The organism is Lysinibacillus canaveralius, from assembly GCF_047301505.1.
Lineage (GTDB): Bacteria > Bacillota > Bacilli > Bacillales_A > Planococcaceae > Lysinibacillus_B.
In genome coordinates this window covers 3,302,671-3,317,969 of sequence record NZ_CP154840.1, presented here as the reverse complement: position 1 = coordinate 3,317,969, position 15,299 = coordinate 3,302,671, and the positions used below count along the sequence as shown (strand labels likewise).

Sequence of the window (15,299 nt, the reverse complement as noted above, 5' to 3'; positions counted from 1 at the left end):
GAAACGTAAAGAATTAGTTAGCTGACGTTAAGAGGTTAGTCTTTAGGCTAGCTTATAATATTAAAGCAGGACTTCCTTGGTAGAAGGAGTCCTGCTTTATGATTATTGTTTCCAAAGTGTCACTTGGTCGTCCTCATCAAATGCAATCGTTACTTTGGTAACGCCTTTTTGAGCCATGATTAATTTAGTCAGCTCATCGCGTACGTCATCGAGATAGGCGAGTGATAATTCTGGATTTGTCTCTGCCACTAACTCCACATGAAGAAATTCCCCTTCTTTAATAACCTCAATACGGGCAATATCTTTTACATGGGGATCTTCCATCACAAGTTGTCCAATGTGAATCATCATCTCTTCATCTGTCTCACCGATTGCGCCTCTTGCATTATCAAGGAAGACGCGGCCCACTACATAAAACATCATGAGTCCGATAATCATCGATACAAGCCCTTCAATACGATGGAAGCCTGTAAAGTAGGCGATAACAATAGCAACAAATGCCAGCACATTCCCGCTTGTGGCTACTAAGTCTTCCATCCATACAAGCTTGGTGGCGGGCTTAGCCCGGTTTAAATATTTCGCTGATATAGGAACAGCCATGATTCCAGTGTGTTCAACATTTACTTCATGTAAAACTTCTTTGGCTGCTTTATGAAGGACAAAGCCTTCTAAAGCAATTCCGATTGCCAAGACGCCGAGAGCAATAAGTACGCCAGTGGATTCATCAGCGGGATGCATAAAATGATGCCACCCCTCTTTAATTGTTTCATAGGAAAGGATGGCTACAATAAGCACGGCACCGAGACAGACGAGATTGACAACCCTTCCGTAGCCGTTCGGAAATTTTGGGGTAGGAGCCTTTTTAGATAAAGCTGAACCAATGTAAACAAAGAATTGATTTGCTGCATCCCCGAATGAATGCATCATTTCTGCAAACATGGCGACATTACCAGTAAAGAAGAAGGCTGCCCCTTTAATGATGCCTAAAAAAGAATTGACTAATGCAGCGATAAGAGAGGGTCTGTTCCCTTCTTTTAATAGTAGGAAAAACTGTCCCATATATCGTCCTCCTTATTAGTAGAATAAGTTGCCCCATATAGCCTTCTCCCATACATTAAAAATCAATCTCGATTCGCTCGATAAATTCAAGCTCATGTAAAATCGTGTAGATCCAGAATGTATCCTTTGGGATGAGAGTGGAGAAGCGGATGTTTACCTCATGGCGAGAGATATCATCCTTCATAGGGAAATCGCGTATGCCGACATGCTCAATCACCAGATCATGCTTGGTCATTCTATCAATTAGCACTGGTAGTTTCGAAATATCAGTAATCATCATCTTCAATGATAACTCTCGCATACGTAACCTTTTTGGCCCGATTTTGATAAGAAATGGAGCGATTAATTCGATACCAATTACTACAATGAGCACAGTCGCGAATGCCTGAAAATAAAAACCGGCTCCTACGGCAATCCCAATACCAGCTGCTCCCCAAATCATGGCAGCTGTCGTTAAACCTGTTATACTGTCATTTCCTCTGCGTAAAATGACACCGGCTCCGAGAAAGCCTATACCACTCACTACCTGAGCTGCCAAGCGTAACGGATCCATCGTAATGTTAATATCATCTCTTGGAGGAGTCATATACGCTGTTTCAATAGAAATTGTTGTAAGTAAACAACTGAAAGTGGCAATAACAAGACTGGTCTTTAAACCGACTGGCTTCTTTTTTAATTCCCTTTCAATACCGATTATTAAACTTAAAGTACCGGCAATCACTAATTTAATTAATATTTCAATAGACAACGAATCACTTAGTAAGAAATCCATATTAATCATCCTTTCTTATATTTCGTATTGCGAATAAACATAGTTGGTGTAAAATAAATGAGGCTAAGGGGGTGAGTATATGTTTAATGAAAAGGCAAGACCATACATAGCGATTATTATCGGAGTTGCCTCGGTTTCAATGTCAGCGATTTTTGTTAAACTGGCGAATGCTGAATCGGCTGTAATTGCTTTTTATCGTATGTTCTTTTCGATCCTTATTATGAGTCCGGTGTTTTTCTTGAAATACCGTGGGGAAATAAAGCTGCTTCATAAGAAGGATTGGATTTTCTCGACAATTGCAGGCGTATTTTTAGCTTTTCATTTTATTTTATGGTTTGAATCATTGAATTACACTTCTGTAGCGAGTTCTACTGTATTAGTTACTCTTCAGCCGCTATTTGCATTTATCGGTACATACATTTTCTTTAAAGAGAAAATATCGCTCCAATCTATTGTAGCAGGTAGTGTAGCGATTGTTGGGAGTTTCTTGATCAGCTGGGGAGATTTCCGTGTCAGCGGCTCGGCCCTTTATGGGGATATACTAGCATTGATTGCTTGTGCACTTATAACGGGTTACCTGCTATTTGGTCAGGATGTTCGGCAAAGACTATCCTTAATGACCTATACAATGGTGGTCTATAGTGTAAGTACAATTTGTTTGTTTTTTTATGTATTAATAATGGGACAATCATTTGGTCCTTATGAATCAACAGATTGGTTTTGGTTCATTATGTTAGCGATTGTGCCTAACCTTTTGGGGCATACCTTATTCAATTGGGCCCTTAAGTGGGTGAGTACAAATACTATTTCTATTGCAATATTATTTGAACCAGTGGGTGCCGCAATTTTTGCGTATTTTATTTTTGCGGAAAAATTAATTGCTTCTCAAATAATAGGCGGGTTAGTTGTAGTAGGTGGTATATCGTTGTTTATTATTGATATTAAAAAGCTGAAAAGTTTTTTTAAGAAAACTATTGCATAGTACAAAAAGATGTTGTATATTATTACTTGTCCTTAACGAGACAGCAACCCTATGAATAAGATCGAAAACATTTTAGAATAGAGTTGACATCGAATTAAGGATGAGTTATTATAATAAAGTCGCCAATAACGACGAAATGAACTTTGAAAACTGAACAAGCAAGACGTTAACAATAATTTTCTTTCTTAAATGAAAGAGACAACTTGACTAAAATAATAGTCAGCAACATTTTGAGCTTAACTCAAACTACTTTTTATGGAGAGTTTGATCCTGGCTCAGGACGAACGCTGGCGGCGTGCCTAATACATGCAAGTCGAGCGGACGTTTTGTTGGTGCTTGCACCGACTTAACGTTAGCGGCGGACGGGTGAGTAACACGTGGGCAACCTGCCCTGTAGTCTGGGATAACTCCGGGAAACCGGGGCTAATACCGGATGATACTTTCTATCTCATGTTAGAAAGTTGAAAGATGGTTCTGCTATCGCTACAGGATGGGCCCGCGGCGCATTAGCTAGTTGGTGAGGTAACGGCTCACCAAGGCAACGATGCGTAGCCGACCTGAGAGGGTGATCGGCCACACTGGGACTGAGACACGGCCCAGACTCCTACGGGAGGCAGCAGTAGGGAATCTTCCACAATGGACGAAAGTCTGATGGAGCAACGCCGCGTGAGTGAAGAAGGATTTCGGTTCGTAAAACTCTGTTGTAAGGGAAGAACAAGTACAGTAGTAACTGGCTGTACCTTGACGGTACCTTATTAGAAAGCCACGGCTAACTACGTGCCAGCAGCCGCGGTAATACGTAGGTGGCAAGCGTTGTCCGGAATTATTGGGCGTAAAGCGCGCGCAGGCGGTCCTTTAAGTCTGATGTGAAAGCCCACGGCTCAACCGTGGAGGGTCATTGGAAACTGGGGGACTTGAGTGCAGAAGAGGAAAGTGGAATTCCAAGTGTAGCGGTGAAATGCGTAGAGATTTGGAGGAACACCAGTGGCGAAGGCGACTTTCTGGTCTGTAACTGACGCTGAGGCGCGAAAGCGTGGGGAGCAAACAGGATTAGATACCCTGGTAGTCCACGCCGTAAACGATGAGTGCTAAGTGTTAGGGGGTTTCCGCCCCTTAGTGCTGCAGCTAACGCATTAAGCACTCCGCCTGGGGAGTACGGTCGCAAGACTGAAACTCAAAGGAATTGACGGGGGCCCGCACAAGCGGTGGAGCATGTGGTTTAATTCGAAGCAACGCGAAGAACCTTACCAGGTCTTGACATCCCATTGACCACTGTAGAGATACAGTTTTCCCTTCGGGGACAACGGTGACAGGTGGTGCATGGTTGTCGTCAGCTCGTGTCGTGAGATGTTGGGTTAAGTCCCGCAACGAGCGCAACCCTTGTTCTTAGTTGCCATCATTTAGTTGGGCACTCTAAGGAGACTGCCGGTGACAAACCGGAGGAAGGTGGGGATGACGTCAAATCATCATGCCCCTTATGACCTGGGCTACACACGTGCTACAATGGACGGTACAAACGGTTGCCAACCCGCGAGGGGGAGCTAATCCGATAAAACCGTTCTCAGTTCGGATTGTAGGCTGCAACTCGCCTACATGAAGCCGGAATCGCTAGTAATCGCGGATCAGCATGCCGCGGTGAATACGTTCCCGGGCCTTGTACACACCGCCCGTCACACCACGAGAGTTTGTAACACCCGAAGTCGGTGAGGTAACCTTTTGGAGCCAGCCGCCGAAGGTGGGATAGATGATTGGGGTGAAGTCGTAACAAGGTAGCCGTATCGGAAGGTGCGGCTGGATCACCTCCTTTCTAAGGATATTTTTCGGAAGTGCATCACGCTGTGATGTACGTTAACGTTCTTGCTGTTCAGTTTTGAAAGTTCATACTTTCAAAACTTGCTCCTGCGGTTACTCGTCGCAAATGTGCGAAGAAGTAGACACAGGTAGCGCACTTGTTCTTTGAAAACTGGATAAAACGACATTGAAAGCAAACACAAATTTCTATCTTTAAATAGATATGAGTCAAACAAGTCAAGTAATTGACGTGTAAACTGAAGTCTAACTCTTCGAGTTAGCGTTAACTTATTGGTTAAGTTAATAAGGGCGCACGGTGGATGCCTTGGCACTAGGAGTCGATGAAGGACGGCACTAACACCGATATGCCTCGGGGAGCTGTAAGTAAGCTTTGATCCGGGGATTTCCGAATGGGGGAACCCACTGCGTTTAATCGCGCAGTACTTTCGCGTGAATTCATAGCGCGTTAGAGACAGACCCAGGGAACTGAAACATCTAAGTACCTGGAGGAAGAGAAAGAAAATTCGATTCCCTGAGTAGCGGCGAGCGAAACGGGAAGAGCCCAAACCAAGAGGCTTGCCTCTTGGGGTTGTAGGACACTCTATACGGAGTTACAAAGGAATGATTTAGGCGAAGCGACTTGGAAAGGTCCGCCAGAGCAGGTAAAAGCCCTGTAGCCAAAAAGTCATTCCCTCCAGAGTGGATCCTGAGTACGGCGGAACACGTGAAATTCCGTCGGAATCCGGGAGGACCATCTCCCAAGGCTAAATACTACCTAGTGACCGATAGTGAACCAGTACCGTGAGGGAAAGGTGAAAAGCACCCCGGGAGGGGAGTGAAAGAGAACCTGAAACCGTGTGCCTACAAGTAGTTAGAGCCCGTTAATGGGTGATAGCGTGCCTTTTGTAGAATGAACCGGCGAGTTACGATTACGTGCGAGGTTAAGTTGAGAAAACGGAGCCGCAGCGAAAGCGAGTCTGAATAGGGCGAAATAGTACGTGGTCGTAGACCCGAAACCAGGTGATCTACCCATGTCCAGGGTGAAGGTGAGGTAACACTTACTGGAGGCCCGAACCCACGCACGTTGAAAAGTGCGGGGATGAGGTGTGGGTAGCGGAGAAATTCCAATCGAACTTGGAGATAGCTGGTTCTCTCCGAAATAGCTTTAGGGCTAGCCTCGTGATTGAGAATACCGGAGGTAGAGCACTGTTTGGACTAGGGGGGCATCTCGCTTTACCGAATTCAGACAAACTCCGAATGCCGGATATTTATACACGGGAGTCAGACTGCGAGTGATAAGATCCGTAGTCAAAAGGGAAACAGCCCAGACCACCAGCTAAGGTCCCAAAGTAATCGTTAAGTGGAAAAGGATGTGGCGTTGCTTAGACAACCAGGATGTTGGCTTAGAAGCAGCCATCATTTAAAGAGTGCGTAATAGCTCACTGGTCGAGTGACGCTGCGCCGAAAATGTATCGGGGCTAAACGATTCACCGAAGCTGTGGATTGACATCTTTGATGTCAGTGGTAGGAGAGCGTTCTAACTGCGTTGAAGTCAGACCGGAAGGACTGGTGGAGCGGTTAGAAGTGAGAATGCCGGTATGAGTAGCGAAAGACGGGTGAGAATCCCGTCCACCGTATGACTAAGGTTTCCTGAGGAAGGCTCGTCCGCTCAGGGTTAGTCGGGACCTAAGCCGAGGCCGACAGGCGTAGGCGATGGACAACAGGTTGATATTCCTGTACTACCTCCCCACCGTTTGAGAAATGGGGGGACGCAGTAGGGTAGGGTAAGCAGAGCGTTGGTTGTCTCTGTTCAAGCAGTAAGGCGTGTGTGTAGGCAAATCCGCACACTGTAACGTTGAGCTGTGATGACGAGTCCGTATGGACGAAGTTCCTGATCTCACACTGCCAAGAAAAGCCTCTATCGAGGTGGGAGGTACCCGTACCGCAAACCGACACAGGTAGTCGAGGAGAGAATCCTAAGGTGTGCGAGAGAACTCTCGTTAAGGAACTCGGCAAAATGACCCCGTAACTTCGGGAGAAGGGGTGCTCTGGTAGGGTGAAAGCCCGAGAGAGCCGCAGTGAATAGGCCCAGGCGACTGTTTAGCAAAAACACAGGTCTCTGCAAAACCGTAAGGTGACGTATAGGGGCTGACGCCTGCCCGGTGCTGGAAGGTTAAGAGGAGCGGTTAGCGCAAGCGAAGCTGTGAATTGAAGCCCCAGTAAACGGCGGCCGTAACTATAACGGTCCTAAGGTAGCGAAATTCCTTGTCGGGTAAGTTCCGACCCGCACGAAAGGCGTAACGATCTGGGCACTGTCTCAACGAGAGACTCGGTGAAATTATAGTACCTGTGAAGATGCAGGTTACCCGCGACAGGACGGAAAGACCCCGTGGAGCTTTACTGTAGTTTGATATTGAATTTTGGTACAACTTGTACAGGATAGGTAGGAGCCAGAGAGCCCGGAGCGCCAGCTTCGGAGGAGGCGTCGGTGGGATACTACCCTGGTTGTATTGAAATTCTAACCCATGCCCCTCATCGGGGCAGGAGACAGTGTCAGACGGACAGTTTGACTGGGGCGGTCGCCTCCTAAAAGGTAACGGAGGCGCCCAAAGGTTCCCTCAGAATGGTTGGAAATCATTCGTAGAGTGTAAAGGCACAAGGGAGCTTGACTGCGAGACCTACAAGTCGAGCAGGGTCGAAAGACGGGCTTAGTGATCCGGTGGTTCCGCATGGAAGGGCCATCGCTCAACGGATAAAAGCTACCCCGGGGATAACAGGCTTATCTCCCCCAAGAGTCCACATCGACGGGGAGGTTTGGCACCTCGATGTCGGCTCATCGCATCCTGGGGCTGTAGTCGGTCCCAAGGGTTGGGCTGTTCGCCCATTAAAGCGGTACGCGAGCTGGGTTCAGAACGTCGTGAGACAGTTCGGTCCCTATCCGTCGTGGGCGTAGGAAATTTGAGAGGAGCTGTCCTTAGTACGAGAGGACCGGGATGGACATACCGCTGGTGTACCAGTTGTTCTGCCAAGGGCATCGCTGGGTAGCTATGTATGGACGGGATAAGTGCTGAAAGCATCTAAGCATGAAGCCCCCCTCAAGATGAGATTTCCCATTACGCAAGTAAGTAAGACCCCTGAAAGACGATCAGGTAGATAGGTTCGAGGTGGAAGTATGGCGACATATGGAGCTGACGAATACTAATCGGTCGAGGACTTAACCAAATTTTGTGTGCTGTACAATGAAACGTTTATCCAGTTTTGAAGGAATAAGTTTCTTTCAAAGAAGCACGGAAGTCAGCGGAACTTCTGCTAGAACGCCACATCCTGTGGCAGCGCAGAAGCCATTACATCCATGCAATAGTGAAGTGATGATGGCAGAGAGGCCACACCCGTTCCCATACCGAACACGGAAGTTAAGCTCTCTAGCGCCAATGGTAGTTGGGGGCTTCCCCCTGCGAGAGTAGGACATCGCTTCGCTTAATACCCAGGAGGATTAGCTCAGCTGGGAGAGCACCTGCCTTACAAGCAGGGGGTCGGCGGTTCGAGCCCGTCATCCTCCACCATCTCAAAATGCCGGTGTAGCTCAGTTGGTAGAGCAACTGACTTGTAATCAGTAGGTCGTGGGTTCGACTCCTATCGCCGGCACCATTTTGAGCCATTAGCTCAGTTGGTAGAGCATCTGACTTTTAATCAGAGGGTCGAAGGTTCGAGTCCTTCATGGCTCACCATTTTTATAATATGCGGGTGTGGCGGAACTGGCAGACGCACTAGACTTAGGATCTAGCGCCGCAAGGCGTGGGGGTTCGACTCCCTTCACCCGCATCATTTTTTCAGCCAGAAAAGATAGCAGTAAATTGCGGAAGTAGTTCAGTGGTAGAACACCACCTTGCCAAGGTGGGGGTCGCGAGTTCGAACCTCGTCTTCCGCTCCAACAACTGCCGGGGTGGCGGAACTGGCAGACGCACAGGACTTAAAATCCTGCGGTAGGTGACTACCGTACCGGTTCGATTCCGGTCCTCGGCACCATTCACATGATAAATTAGCGCCCGTAGCTCAATTGGATAGAGCGTCTGACTACGGATCAGAAGGTTATGGGTTCGACTCCTGTCGGGCGCGCCAATGAATGTACGGGAAGTAGCTCAGCTTGGTAGAGCACTTGGTTTGGGACCAAGGGGTCGCAGGTTCGAATCCTGTCTTCCCGACCATCCAAATTTATATGACTGAAAATATATGGGGCCTTAGCTCAGCTGGGAGAGCGCCTGCCTTGCACGCAGGAGGTCAGCGGTTCGATCCCGCTAGGCTCCACCAACCATATAATTAAAGATCCTGGCGGCGTAGCTCAGCTGGCTAGAGCGTACGGTTCATACCCGTAAGGTCGGGGGTTCGATCCCCTCTGCCGCCATCTTAAAGGACCTTTAGCTCAGTTGGTTAGAGCAGACGGCTCATAACCGTCCGGTCACAGGTTCGAGTCCTGTAAGGTCCACCAGATAAATATAATAACGGAGGAATACCCAAGTCCGGCTGAAGGGATCGGTCTTGAAAACCGACAGGCGGGTTAAACCGCGCGGGGGTTCGAATCCCTCTTCCTCCGCCATTTTTTGAAATAGAAATGGTGCATTACAGACTTCAGCAAACTCGAATAAAATTATCGCGGGGTGGAGCAGTGGTAGCTCGTCGGGCTCATAACCCGAAGGTCGTTGGTTCAAATCCGGCCCCCGCAACCAAATGGTCCCGTGGTGTAGCGGTTAACATGCCTGCCTGTCACGCAGGAGATCGCCGGTTCGATCCCGGTCGGGACCGCCATTTTTTGATAAAGGGTCAGTAGCTCAGTTGGTAGAGCATTAGATTGAAGCTCTAAGTGTCGGCGGTTCGATTCCGTCCTGACCCACCATTTCATCTGCGGGTGTAGTTTAATGGTAAAACCTCAGCCTTCCAAGCTGATGTCGTGGGTTCGATTCCCATCACCCGCTCCATTTTATATGTAATGGGCCTATAGCTCAGCTGGTTAGAGCGCACGCCTGATAAGCGTGAGGTCGATGGTTCGAGTCCATTTAGGCCCACCATATATAATATTATTCCGAAGTAGCTCAGTGGTAGAGCAACCGGCTGTTAACCGGTTGGTCGTAGGTTCGAGTCCTACCTTCGGAGCCATTTTTTGGGGAAGTACTCAAGAGGCTGAAGAGGCGCCCCTGCTAAGGGTGTAGGTCGCGTAAGCGGCGCGAGGGTTCAAATCCCTCCTTCTCCGCCATACATATTCAATCTTATAGTGGCCCGTTGGTCAAGTGGTTAAGACACCGCCCTTTCACGGCGGTAACACGGGTTCGAATCCCGTACGGGTCATTACAAAAGTCCAGGACGATTAATAAATCGTTCTGGGCTTTTTTTTATCGCTGATTAATGAAAAATTGGTTAGTAGTGATACGGAGTGCTAGATAGAGATTCTTATCCAAGAGCTTATTGAATTAAAAATATTAGTTAAAGTTCTACTTATATGTACCTGATAACCTTGAAGATAGTGTTGGTTATGGTTATGCAGATGTTCCTATCTTAAGCAGATTTTAAAAAAAGAGGTTAGCTAAAAAGTTTATAGCGTCTGATAAAATTATAAGGTAAGGAAAAAGATATATTGTACGTTCTATTAAGAAGAATATTGTGGGGCCGCTAAAAGTAGCTGATAATCAGGTAACCATTGAACAAGCCTAAAAATGAAACAGATCTGTAGAGGGTGTCTTTCCTTAAAAAGAGAAGTTAATGTAAACATAACTAAACAATATATAAAGGTTCTTGTATAATGAAAGGAATGATAATTTCCGCTCACCACATTAACAAATTGCTGCATAACAGAAATTTTACATTGAGTATATCTCGTATTTCAGTTTAACTATGAAAAAAAATTTATAAAAATACATACAAATAGATGACAAGTAGAGAAGGTTTTCGCTATTATTAGTAAGAAGGCTATTGATTAAAGTAAACCTATATCAACAATACCACCTCTATATCTTGTATTTTAAATACAAGAGGTTTGCTATATATAGTATAGTTTGAAATAAATTATTTTTTTTATAAAAAAAGTTAAAAAAGGTATTGCAATTACCTGTAAATGTGATAATATAAATCTTGTCCTTAAGAAAAGGGTAACCAAATAAACTAACTAACTTTTAGTTATTAGCGCTTTGGAGGATTAGCTCAGCTGGGAGAGCACCTGCCTTACAAGCAGGGGGTCGGCGGTTCGAGCCCGTCATCCTCCACCATCTCAAGTGCCGGTGTAGCTCAATTGGTAGAGCAACTGACTTGTAATCAGTAGGTTGAGGGTTCAAGTCCTTTCGCCGGCACCACTTTGAGCCATTAGCTCAGTTGGTAGAGCATCTGACTTTTAATCAGAGGGTCGAAGGTTCGAGTCCTTCATGGCTCACCATTTTTATAATATGCGGGTGTGGCGGAACTGGCAGACGCACTAGACTTAGGATCTAGCGCCGCAAGGCGTGGGGGTTCGACTCCCTTCACCCGCATCATTTTTCAGCCAGAAAAGATAGCAGTAAATTGCGGAAGTAGTTCAGTGGTAGAACACCACCTTGCCAAGGTGGGGGTCGCGAGTTCGAACCTCGTCTTCCGCTCCAACAACTGCCGGGGTGGCGGAACTGGCAGACGCACAGGACTTAAAATCCTGCGGTAGGTGACTACCGTACCGGTTCGATTCCGGTCCTCGGCACCATTCACATGATAAATTAGCGCCCGTAGCTCAATTGGATAGAGCGTCTGACTACGGATCAGAAGGTTATGGGTTCGACTCCTGTCGGGCGCGCCAATGAATGTACGGGAAGTAGCTCAGCTTGGTAGAGCACTTGGTTTGGGACCAAGGGGTCGCAGGTTCGAATCCTGTCTTCCCGACCATCCAAATTTATATGACTGAAAATATATGGGGCCTTAGCTCAGCTGGGAGAGCGCCTGCCTTGCACGCAGGAGGTCAGCGGTTCGATCCCGCTAGGCTCCACCAACCATATAATTAAAGATCCTGGCGGCGTAGCTCAGCTGGCTAGAGCGTACGGTTCATACCCGTAAGGTCGGGGGTTCGATCCCCTCTGCCGCCATCTTAAAGGACCTTTAGCTCAGTTGGTTAGAGCAGACGGCTCATAACCGTCCGGTCACAGGTTCGAGTCCTGTAAGGTCCACCAGATAAATATAATAACGGAGGAATACCCAAGTCCGGCTGAAGGGATCGGTCTTGAAAACCGACAGGCGGGTTAAACCGCGCGGGGGTTCGAATCCCTCTTCCTCCGCCATTTTTTGAAATAGAAATGGTGCATTACAGACTTCAGCAAACTCGAATAAAATTATCGCGGGGTGGAGCAGTGGTAGCTCGTCGGGCTCATAACCCGAAGGTCGTTGGTTCAAATCCGGCCCCCGCAACCAAATGGTCCCGTGGTGTAGCGGTTAACATGCCTGCCTGTCACGCAGGAGATCGCCGGTTCGATCCCGGTCGGGACCGCCATTTTTTTGATAAAGGGTCAGTAGCTCAGTTGGTAGAGCATTAGATTGAAGCTCTAAGTGTCGGCGGTTCGATTCCGTCCTGACCCACCATTTCATCTGCGGGTGTAGTTTAATGGTAAAACCTCAGCCTTCCAAGCTGATGTCGTGGGTTCGATTCCCATCACCCGCTCCATTTTATATATAACGGGCCTATAGCTCAGCTGGTTAGAGCGCACGCCTGATAAGCGTGAGGTCGATGGTTCGAGTCCATTTAGGCCCACCATATATAATATTATTCCGAAGTAGCTCAGTGGTAGAGCAACCGGCTGTTAACCGGTTGGTCGTAGGTTCGAGTCCTACCTTCGGAGCCATTTTTGGGGAAGTACTCAAGAGGCTGAAGAGGCGCCCCTGCTAAGGGTGTAGGTCGCGTAAGCGGCGCGAGGGTTCAAATCCCTCCTTCTCCGCCATTGGCCCGTTGGTCAAGTGGTTAAGACACCGCCCTTTCACGGCGGTAACACGGGTTCGAATCCCGTACGGGTCATCAAAAGTCCGAAACGATCATGTAATCGTTTCGGACTTTTTTATTTGTATAAAAAGGATAATTCCTTGACCTTTACGTTACGTAAACGATTATATTTAACGAAGAGGTGAGAAGTAATGTATATACATGAACTTGCGAAATTATCAGGTATAACTACACGGACTTTACGTTATTATGATGAAATTGGATTGCTTATTCCAGAAAAAAGAAGAGACACGGGATATAGGGTTTATCATCAGCAGCACATCGACCGATTACAGCAAATCTTATTTTACCGGGAATTGGATATGCCGTTAGATCAGATTAAGGATATTTTAAATGCAGAAGGATTTGAACAATTGAAAAGTTTGAGGCAGCATCAGGATGCTTTATTATTAAAAAAGCAATATATTAATGGACTGCTTGAAACCGTGACGAAGACAATCGAATCAATTGAGGATGGGCTAACTATGACGAATGAAGAAAAATTTGAAGGCTTCAAACAACAAATAATTAATGAGAATGAACGCTACTATGGGGAAGAAATAAGGAATAAATATGGAGAAGGTTCGGTATTGGGTACTTATAGTATGGTCCGAAATATGACGGAGGAACAGTATCAAACTATGCAGGCAATTGAAGGAACATTACTAGCATCTTTACAAGAAGCAATAAAGGAAGGTAATCCTGCTTCTGAATTGGCATTAGAAGTAGCAGAACATCATAAGCAATGGCTTAGTTTTTATTGGCCGAAATATACAAAAGAAGCACATGTTGGCCTTGCTCAAATGTATATGGAAGATCAGCGATTTATTGAATATTATGATTCACGAGTAGCTCCTGGTGCGACTCAATTTTTAACAGCATGCATTGTCCATTACGCACAGGGATAATATACTTCCTACGCTCTCCTATGTTTAAAAATGAATATAGAGGTAATAAAACAATATAAAGTGGAACTTTAATTACTGGGAGTTTCCCATGTTCCCCTGATTGTGCGTCTTTATTAATTGGGCGCAAGCAAACGCAGCTCCCATCTTGTTTTTCAATCTCTTTACTTATTGGGTGGGGACTATTAGTATTTACAGCTTCATTTTCAATATAGATAAATTACTTCATATAAGATAGGTTAAACATGTACGGTATAGGAGGGTGTTTACAGTGAAACTATCAAAAAAGAATCATTTGAAAAAGCAATTAGAGAATCAGTTAAAAGAAACTGAACGCTTTTTAGAAACAGATCAAGAAATAGAGAGCACGGAATTAACAGATTTTGATAGAAATCATCCAGCAGATATGGCAACAGACTATACAACGCAAATTACGGAAATGGCCATTGAAGATTTTCGAGAAGAAGAGATAGAAGAAATAAAGGCAGCGCTACAGGCGATAGAAGATGGGACATACGGCCGGTGTCAGGTTTGCGGCAAGGAAATTCCCTATGAACGTTTGGAAGCATTACCGACTGCCATGACATGTATTGATCATGCAGATGAAGAAATAGTATAAATAAAAGGGCCTCCCTATAAGCAAAGACTTATAGGGAAGCCCTGTTTTTGTTCCTTTAAAACTTCTAGTTTAAAAATAGCAAAATCAGAAAAGTAGATGATCGATTAATAAACCGATAGCTAATAGGAAGCCGAAGATAGTATTAGTTTGCGCGGTAAATTTCATCGCAGGCATAACCTCAAGGGGTTCTTTTTTCAGGCGAAAAATTTCAATGGCTTTAATTGGCTTAAGAATACTTAGTAACACGATTAATGCCCAATAAGTAATATCTTCAATGATGACCAAGCCTGCTATCCAAAGGTAGGAAACGATAAAGAACAGAGAAAGGATATAGACGGCATTGTTACGTCCAACTAAAATGGCCATCGTTTTCCGTCCACCTTCAGTATCTCCAACGATATCACGAATATTATTAGATAGCATAATTGCGCCTACTAGAATCATACTTGGAACTGATAGTAAAACAGCTTCTAATGTTACTGTATTAGTTTGGATAAAGAAGGCAATCAAGACAATGCCCATACCCATTACAATTCCGGAAACGAGCTCTCCAAATGGTGAGTAGGCAATTGGATAAGGACCACCTGTGTATAAATAGCCGATTAGCATACATACTAGACCGATTAACGCTAACCACCAGGAACTCATAGCACAAATATAAATGCCTAGTAGCAACGCGATGCCGTAAAAGCTTAGTGCAATTCCCATAATTGTACCTGGGGCTACCCCATGACGTACAATCGTTCCGCCGATACCTACAGAATTTTCATTGTCTAGACCTAACTTATAATCATAATACTCATTAAACATATTAGTGGCAGCTTGAATGAGCATGCTTGCCACCAGCATGGCAAAGAATAGCGGGAAGCTAATATTTTCTCCTTCCACCGTTAGGGCGATGGTTGTCCCTAAAAAAACAGGCACGAAAGAAGCAGTTAAAGTATGGGGCCTTGTAAGATGCCACCAAACCTTAAAGCCCCTATCGGCTTCAATGACTTTAGTCATACGTATATTTCTCTCCTTCAACTAAACTGTACTATCCTATTTTATACGAATAACAAGAAAAAAGGTAGAGGTGTGCCTTTCTCGTACAGGTTTAGGACAAAAAGTGATATGATAATATAGATAATGTTGAAAAATGTACGATAGCAATTAGAGCTTTTTTCTTAAGCTTAATTGCAAAGACGGAGGTAATT

At 45.6% G+C, this 15,299-nt stretch carries 6 protein-coding genes, 40 tRNA genes and 3 rRNA genes; 46 read left to right on the top strand and 3 right to left on the bottom strand.

What is annotated here, in order from left to right; genetic code table 11:
• Positions 1 to 102: 102 nt before the first annotated feature.
• The gene (locus AA0Y26_RS16890) at positions 103 to 1,059 is read right to left on the bottom strand and encodes a cation diffusion facilitator family transporter (protein ID WP_413363212.1); all 957 of its coding nucleotides are present in this window, start codon (positions 1,057 to 1,059) and stop codon (positions 103 to 105) included.
• 55 nt (positions 1,060 to 1,114) lie between these two features.
• The gene (locus AA0Y26_RS16885) at positions 1,115 to 1,831 is read right to left on the bottom strand and encodes an MgtC/SapB family protein (RefSeq protein ID WP_413363211.1); all 717 of its coding nucleotides are present in this window, start codon (positions 1,829 to 1,831) and stop codon (positions 1,115 to 1,117) included.
• A 79-nt stretch (positions 1,832 to 1,910) separates the two neighbouring features.
• Here AA0Y26_RS16885 and AA0Y26_RS16880 point away from each other — a divergent pair, with 79 nt between their 5' ends.
• From AA0Y26_RS16880 to AA0Y26_RS16655, 46 genes are all read left to right on the top strand, one after another.
• Positions 1,911 to 2,813: a DMT family transporter gene (locus AA0Y26_RS16880; protein WP_413363210.1), complete on the top strand. Its 903-nt coding sequence runs from the start codon at positions 1,911 to 1,913 to the stop codon at positions 2,811 to 2,813.
• A 252-nt stretch (positions 2,814 to 3,065) separates the two neighbouring features.
• Positions 3,066 to 4,620, top strand: a 16S ribosomal RNA gene (locus tag AA0Y26_RS16875).
• 277 nt (positions 4,621 to 4,897) lie between these two features.
• Positions 4,898 to 7,826: ribosomal RNA gene (locus AA0Y26_RS16870) — 23S ribosomal RNA — on the top strand.
• Between the two features lie 139 nt (positions 7,827 to 7,965).
• Positions 7,966 to 8,081 (top strand): 5S ribosomal RNA (gene rrf, locus AA0Y26_RS16865).
• The 16S, 23S and 5S rRNA genes sit together here with 20 tRNA genes alongside, the layout of an rRNA operon.
• 10 nt (positions 8,082 to 8,091) lie before the next feature.
• Positions 8,092 to 8,167: transfer RNA gene (locus AA0Y26_RS16860), tRNA-Val, on the top strand.
• 9 nt (positions 8,168 to 8,176) lie between these two features.
• Positions 8,177 to 8,252 (top strand) — tRNA-Thr (locus AA0Y26_RS16855).
• 4 nt (positions 8,253 to 8,256) lie between these two features.
• Positions 8,257 to 8,332 (top strand) — tRNA-Lys (locus tag AA0Y26_RS16850).
• Positions 8,333 to 8,344: 12 nt separating this feature from the next.
• Positions 8,345 to 8,426, top strand: a tRNA-Leu gene (locus AA0Y26_RS16845).
• Between the two features lie 34 nt (positions 8,427 to 8,460).
• Positions 8,461 to 8,535: transfer RNA gene (locus AA0Y26_RS16840), tRNA-Gly, on the top strand.
• Positions 8,536 to 8,541: 6 nt separating this feature from the next.
• Positions 8,542 to 8,630: transfer RNA gene (locus tag AA0Y26_RS16835), tRNA-Leu, on the top strand.
• Between the two features lie 16 nt (positions 8,631 to 8,646).
• Positions 8,647 to 8,723: transfer RNA gene (locus AA0Y26_RS16830), tRNA-Arg, on the top strand.
• 9 nt (positions 8,724 to 8,732) lie between these two features.
• Positions 8,733 to 8,809 (top strand) — tRNA-Pro (locus AA0Y26_RS16825).
• 27 nt (positions 8,810 to 8,836) lie between these two features.
• Positions 8,837 to 8,912 (top strand) — tRNA-Ala (locus AA0Y26_RS16820).
• A gap of 20 nt (positions 8,913 to 8,932) precedes the next feature.
• A tRNA-Met gene (locus AA0Y26_RS16815) sits at positions 8,933 to 9,006 on the top strand.
• 7 nt (positions 9,007 to 9,013) lie between these two features.
• A tRNA-Ile gene (locus tag AA0Y26_RS16810) sits at positions 9,014 to 9,090 on the top strand.
• Between the two features lie 15 nt (positions 9,091 to 9,105).
• Positions 9,106 to 9,198: transfer RNA gene (locus AA0Y26_RS16805), tRNA-Ser, on the top strand.
• Between the two features lie 55 nt (positions 9,199 to 9,253).
• Positions 9,254 to 9,328: transfer RNA gene (locus tag AA0Y26_RS16800), tRNA-Met, on the top strand.
• A 3-nt stretch (positions 9,329 to 9,331) separates the two neighbouring features.
• A tRNA-Asp gene (locus tag AA0Y26_RS16795) sits at positions 9,332 to 9,407 on the top strand.
• 12 nt (positions 9,408 to 9,419) lie between these two features.
• Positions 9,420 to 9,495: transfer RNA gene (locus AA0Y26_RS16790), tRNA-Phe, on the top strand.
• A gap of 8 nt (positions 9,496 to 9,503) precedes the next feature.
• Positions 9,504 to 9,577, top strand: a tRNA-Gly gene (locus tag AA0Y26_RS16785).
• 13 nt (positions 9,578 to 9,590) lie between these two features.
• Positions 9,591 to 9,667, top strand: a tRNA-Ile gene (locus tag AA0Y26_RS16780).
• Between the two features lie 13 nt (positions 9,668 to 9,680).
• Positions 9,681 to 9,755: transfer RNA gene (locus AA0Y26_RS16775), tRNA-Asn, on the top strand.
• Positions 9,756 to 9,761: 6 nt separating this feature from the next.
• Positions 9,762 to 9,852, top strand: a tRNA-Ser gene (locus tag AA0Y26_RS16770).
• 20 nt (positions 9,853 to 9,872) lie between these two features.
• A tRNA-Glu gene (locus AA0Y26_RS16765) sits at positions 9,873 to 9,944 on the top strand.
• Positions 9,945 to 10,782: 838 nt separating this feature from the next.
• Positions 10,783 to 10,858 (top strand) — tRNA-Val (locus AA0Y26_RS16760).
• Between the two features lie 8 nt (positions 10,859 to 10,866).
• Positions 10,867 to 10,942: transfer RNA gene (locus tag AA0Y26_RS16755), tRNA-Thr, on the top strand.
• A 4-nt stretch (positions 10,943 to 10,946) separates the two neighbouring features.
• Positions 10,947 to 11,022: transfer RNA gene (locus tag AA0Y26_RS16750), tRNA-Lys, on the top strand.
• Between the two features lie 12 nt (positions 11,023 to 11,034).
• Positions 11,035 to 11,116, top strand: a tRNA-Leu gene (locus AA0Y26_RS16745).
• Positions 11,117 to 11,149: 33 nt separating this feature from the next.
• Positions 11,150 to 11,224: transfer RNA gene (locus AA0Y26_RS16740), tRNA-Gly, on the top strand.
• 6 nt (positions 11,225 to 11,230) lie between these two features.
• Positions 11,231 to 11,319: transfer RNA gene (locus AA0Y26_RS16735), tRNA-Leu, on the top strand.
• 16 nt (positions 11,320 to 11,335) lie between these two features.
• A tRNA-Arg gene (locus tag AA0Y26_RS16730) sits at positions 11,336 to 11,412 on the top strand.
• A gap of 9 nt (positions 11,413 to 11,421) precedes the next feature.
• Positions 11,422 to 11,498 (top strand) — tRNA-Pro (locus tag AA0Y26_RS16725).
• 27 nt (positions 11,499 to 11,525) lie between these two features.
• Positions 11,526 to 11,601: transfer RNA gene (locus AA0Y26_RS16720), tRNA-Ala, on the top strand.
• A 20-nt stretch (positions 11,602 to 11,621) separates the two neighbouring features.
• Positions 11,622 to 11,695 (top strand) — tRNA-Met (locus AA0Y26_RS16715).
• Between the two features lie 7 nt (positions 11,696 to 11,702).
• A tRNA-Ile gene (locus AA0Y26_RS16710) sits at positions 11,703 to 11,779 on the top strand.
• A 15-nt stretch (positions 11,780 to 11,794) separates the two neighbouring features.
• Positions 11,795 to 11,887, top strand: a tRNA-Ser gene (locus AA0Y26_RS16705).
• A 55-nt stretch (positions 11,888 to 11,942) separates the two neighbouring features.
• Positions 11,943 to 12,017 (top strand) — tRNA-Met (locus AA0Y26_RS16700).
• Between the two features lie 3 nt (positions 12,018 to 12,020).
• Positions 12,021 to 12,096: transfer RNA gene (locus AA0Y26_RS16695), tRNA-Asp, on the top strand.
• A 13-nt stretch (positions 12,097 to 12,109) separates the two neighbouring features.
• Positions 12,110 to 12,185 (top strand) — tRNA-Phe (locus tag AA0Y26_RS16690).
• A gap of 8 nt (positions 12,186 to 12,193) precedes the next feature.
• A tRNA-Gly gene (locus tag AA0Y26_RS16685) sits at positions 12,194 to 12,267 on the top strand.
• Between the two features lie 13 nt (positions 12,268 to 12,280).
• Positions 12,281 to 12,357, top strand: a tRNA-Ile gene (locus tag AA0Y26_RS16680).
• Between the two features lie 13 nt (positions 12,358 to 12,370).
• Positions 12,371 to 12,445, top strand: a tRNA-Asn gene (locus AA0Y26_RS16675).
• Positions 12,446 to 12,450: 5 nt separating this feature from the next.
• Positions 12,451 to 12,541, top strand: a tRNA-Ser gene (locus AA0Y26_RS16670).
• A 2-nt stretch (positions 12,542 to 12,543) separates the two neighbouring features.
• Positions 12,544 to 12,615, top strand: a tRNA-Glu gene (locus AA0Y26_RS16665).
• 116 nt (positions 12,616 to 12,731) lie between these two features.
• Complete coding sequence (locus AA0Y26_RS16660; protein ID WP_413363209.1) at positions 12,732 to 13,487, top strand: MerR family transcriptional regulator; 756 nt, start codon at positions 12,732 to 12,734, stop codon at positions 13,485 to 13,487.
• Positions 13,488 to 13,755: 268 nt separating this feature from the next.
• Positions 13,756 to 14,103, top strand: a complete 348-nt coding sequence (locus tag AA0Y26_RS16655; protein WP_413363208.1) for a TraR/DksA C4-type zinc finger protein — start codon at positions 13,756 to 13,758, stop codon at positions 14,101 to 14,103.
• A gap of 84 nt (positions 14,104 to 14,187) precedes the next feature.
• On the opposite strand, the gene AA0Y26_RS16650 is transcribed toward AA0Y26_RS16655, so the two are convergent.
• On the bottom strand, positions 14,188 to 15,108 hold the full coding sequence (locus AA0Y26_RS16650) for a 1,4-dihydroxy-2-naphthoate polyprenyltransferase (protein ID WP_413363207.1): 921 nt from the start codon (positions 15,106 to 15,108) through the stop codon (positions 14,188 to 14,190).
• Between the last annotated feature and the right edge of the window lie 191 nt (positions 15,109 to 15,299).

Excerpts from the sequence above, each read along its gene's own strand:
- AA0Y26_RS16660 (WP_413363209.1), top strand. The coding sequence starts at position 12,732 with ATGTATATACATGAACTTGCGAAATTATCAGGTATAACTACACGGACT.
- AA0Y26_RS16885 (WP_413363211.1), bottom strand. The coding sequence starts at position 1,831 with ATGGATTTCTTACTAAGTGATTCGTTGTCTATTGAAATATTAATTAAA.
- AA0Y26_RS16650 (WP_413363207.1), bottom strand. The coding sequence starts at position 15,108 with ATGACTAAAGTCATTGAAGCCGATAGGGGCTTTAAGGTTTGGTGGCAT.
- AA0Y26_RS16880 (WP_413363210.1), top strand. The coding sequence starts at position 1,911 with ATGTTTAATGAAAAGGCAAGACCATACATAGCGATTATTATCGGAGTT.
- AA0Y26_RS16890 (WP_413363212.1), bottom strand. The coding sequence starts at position 1,059 with ATGGGACAGTTTTTCCTACTATTAAAAGAAGGGAACAGACCCTCTCTT.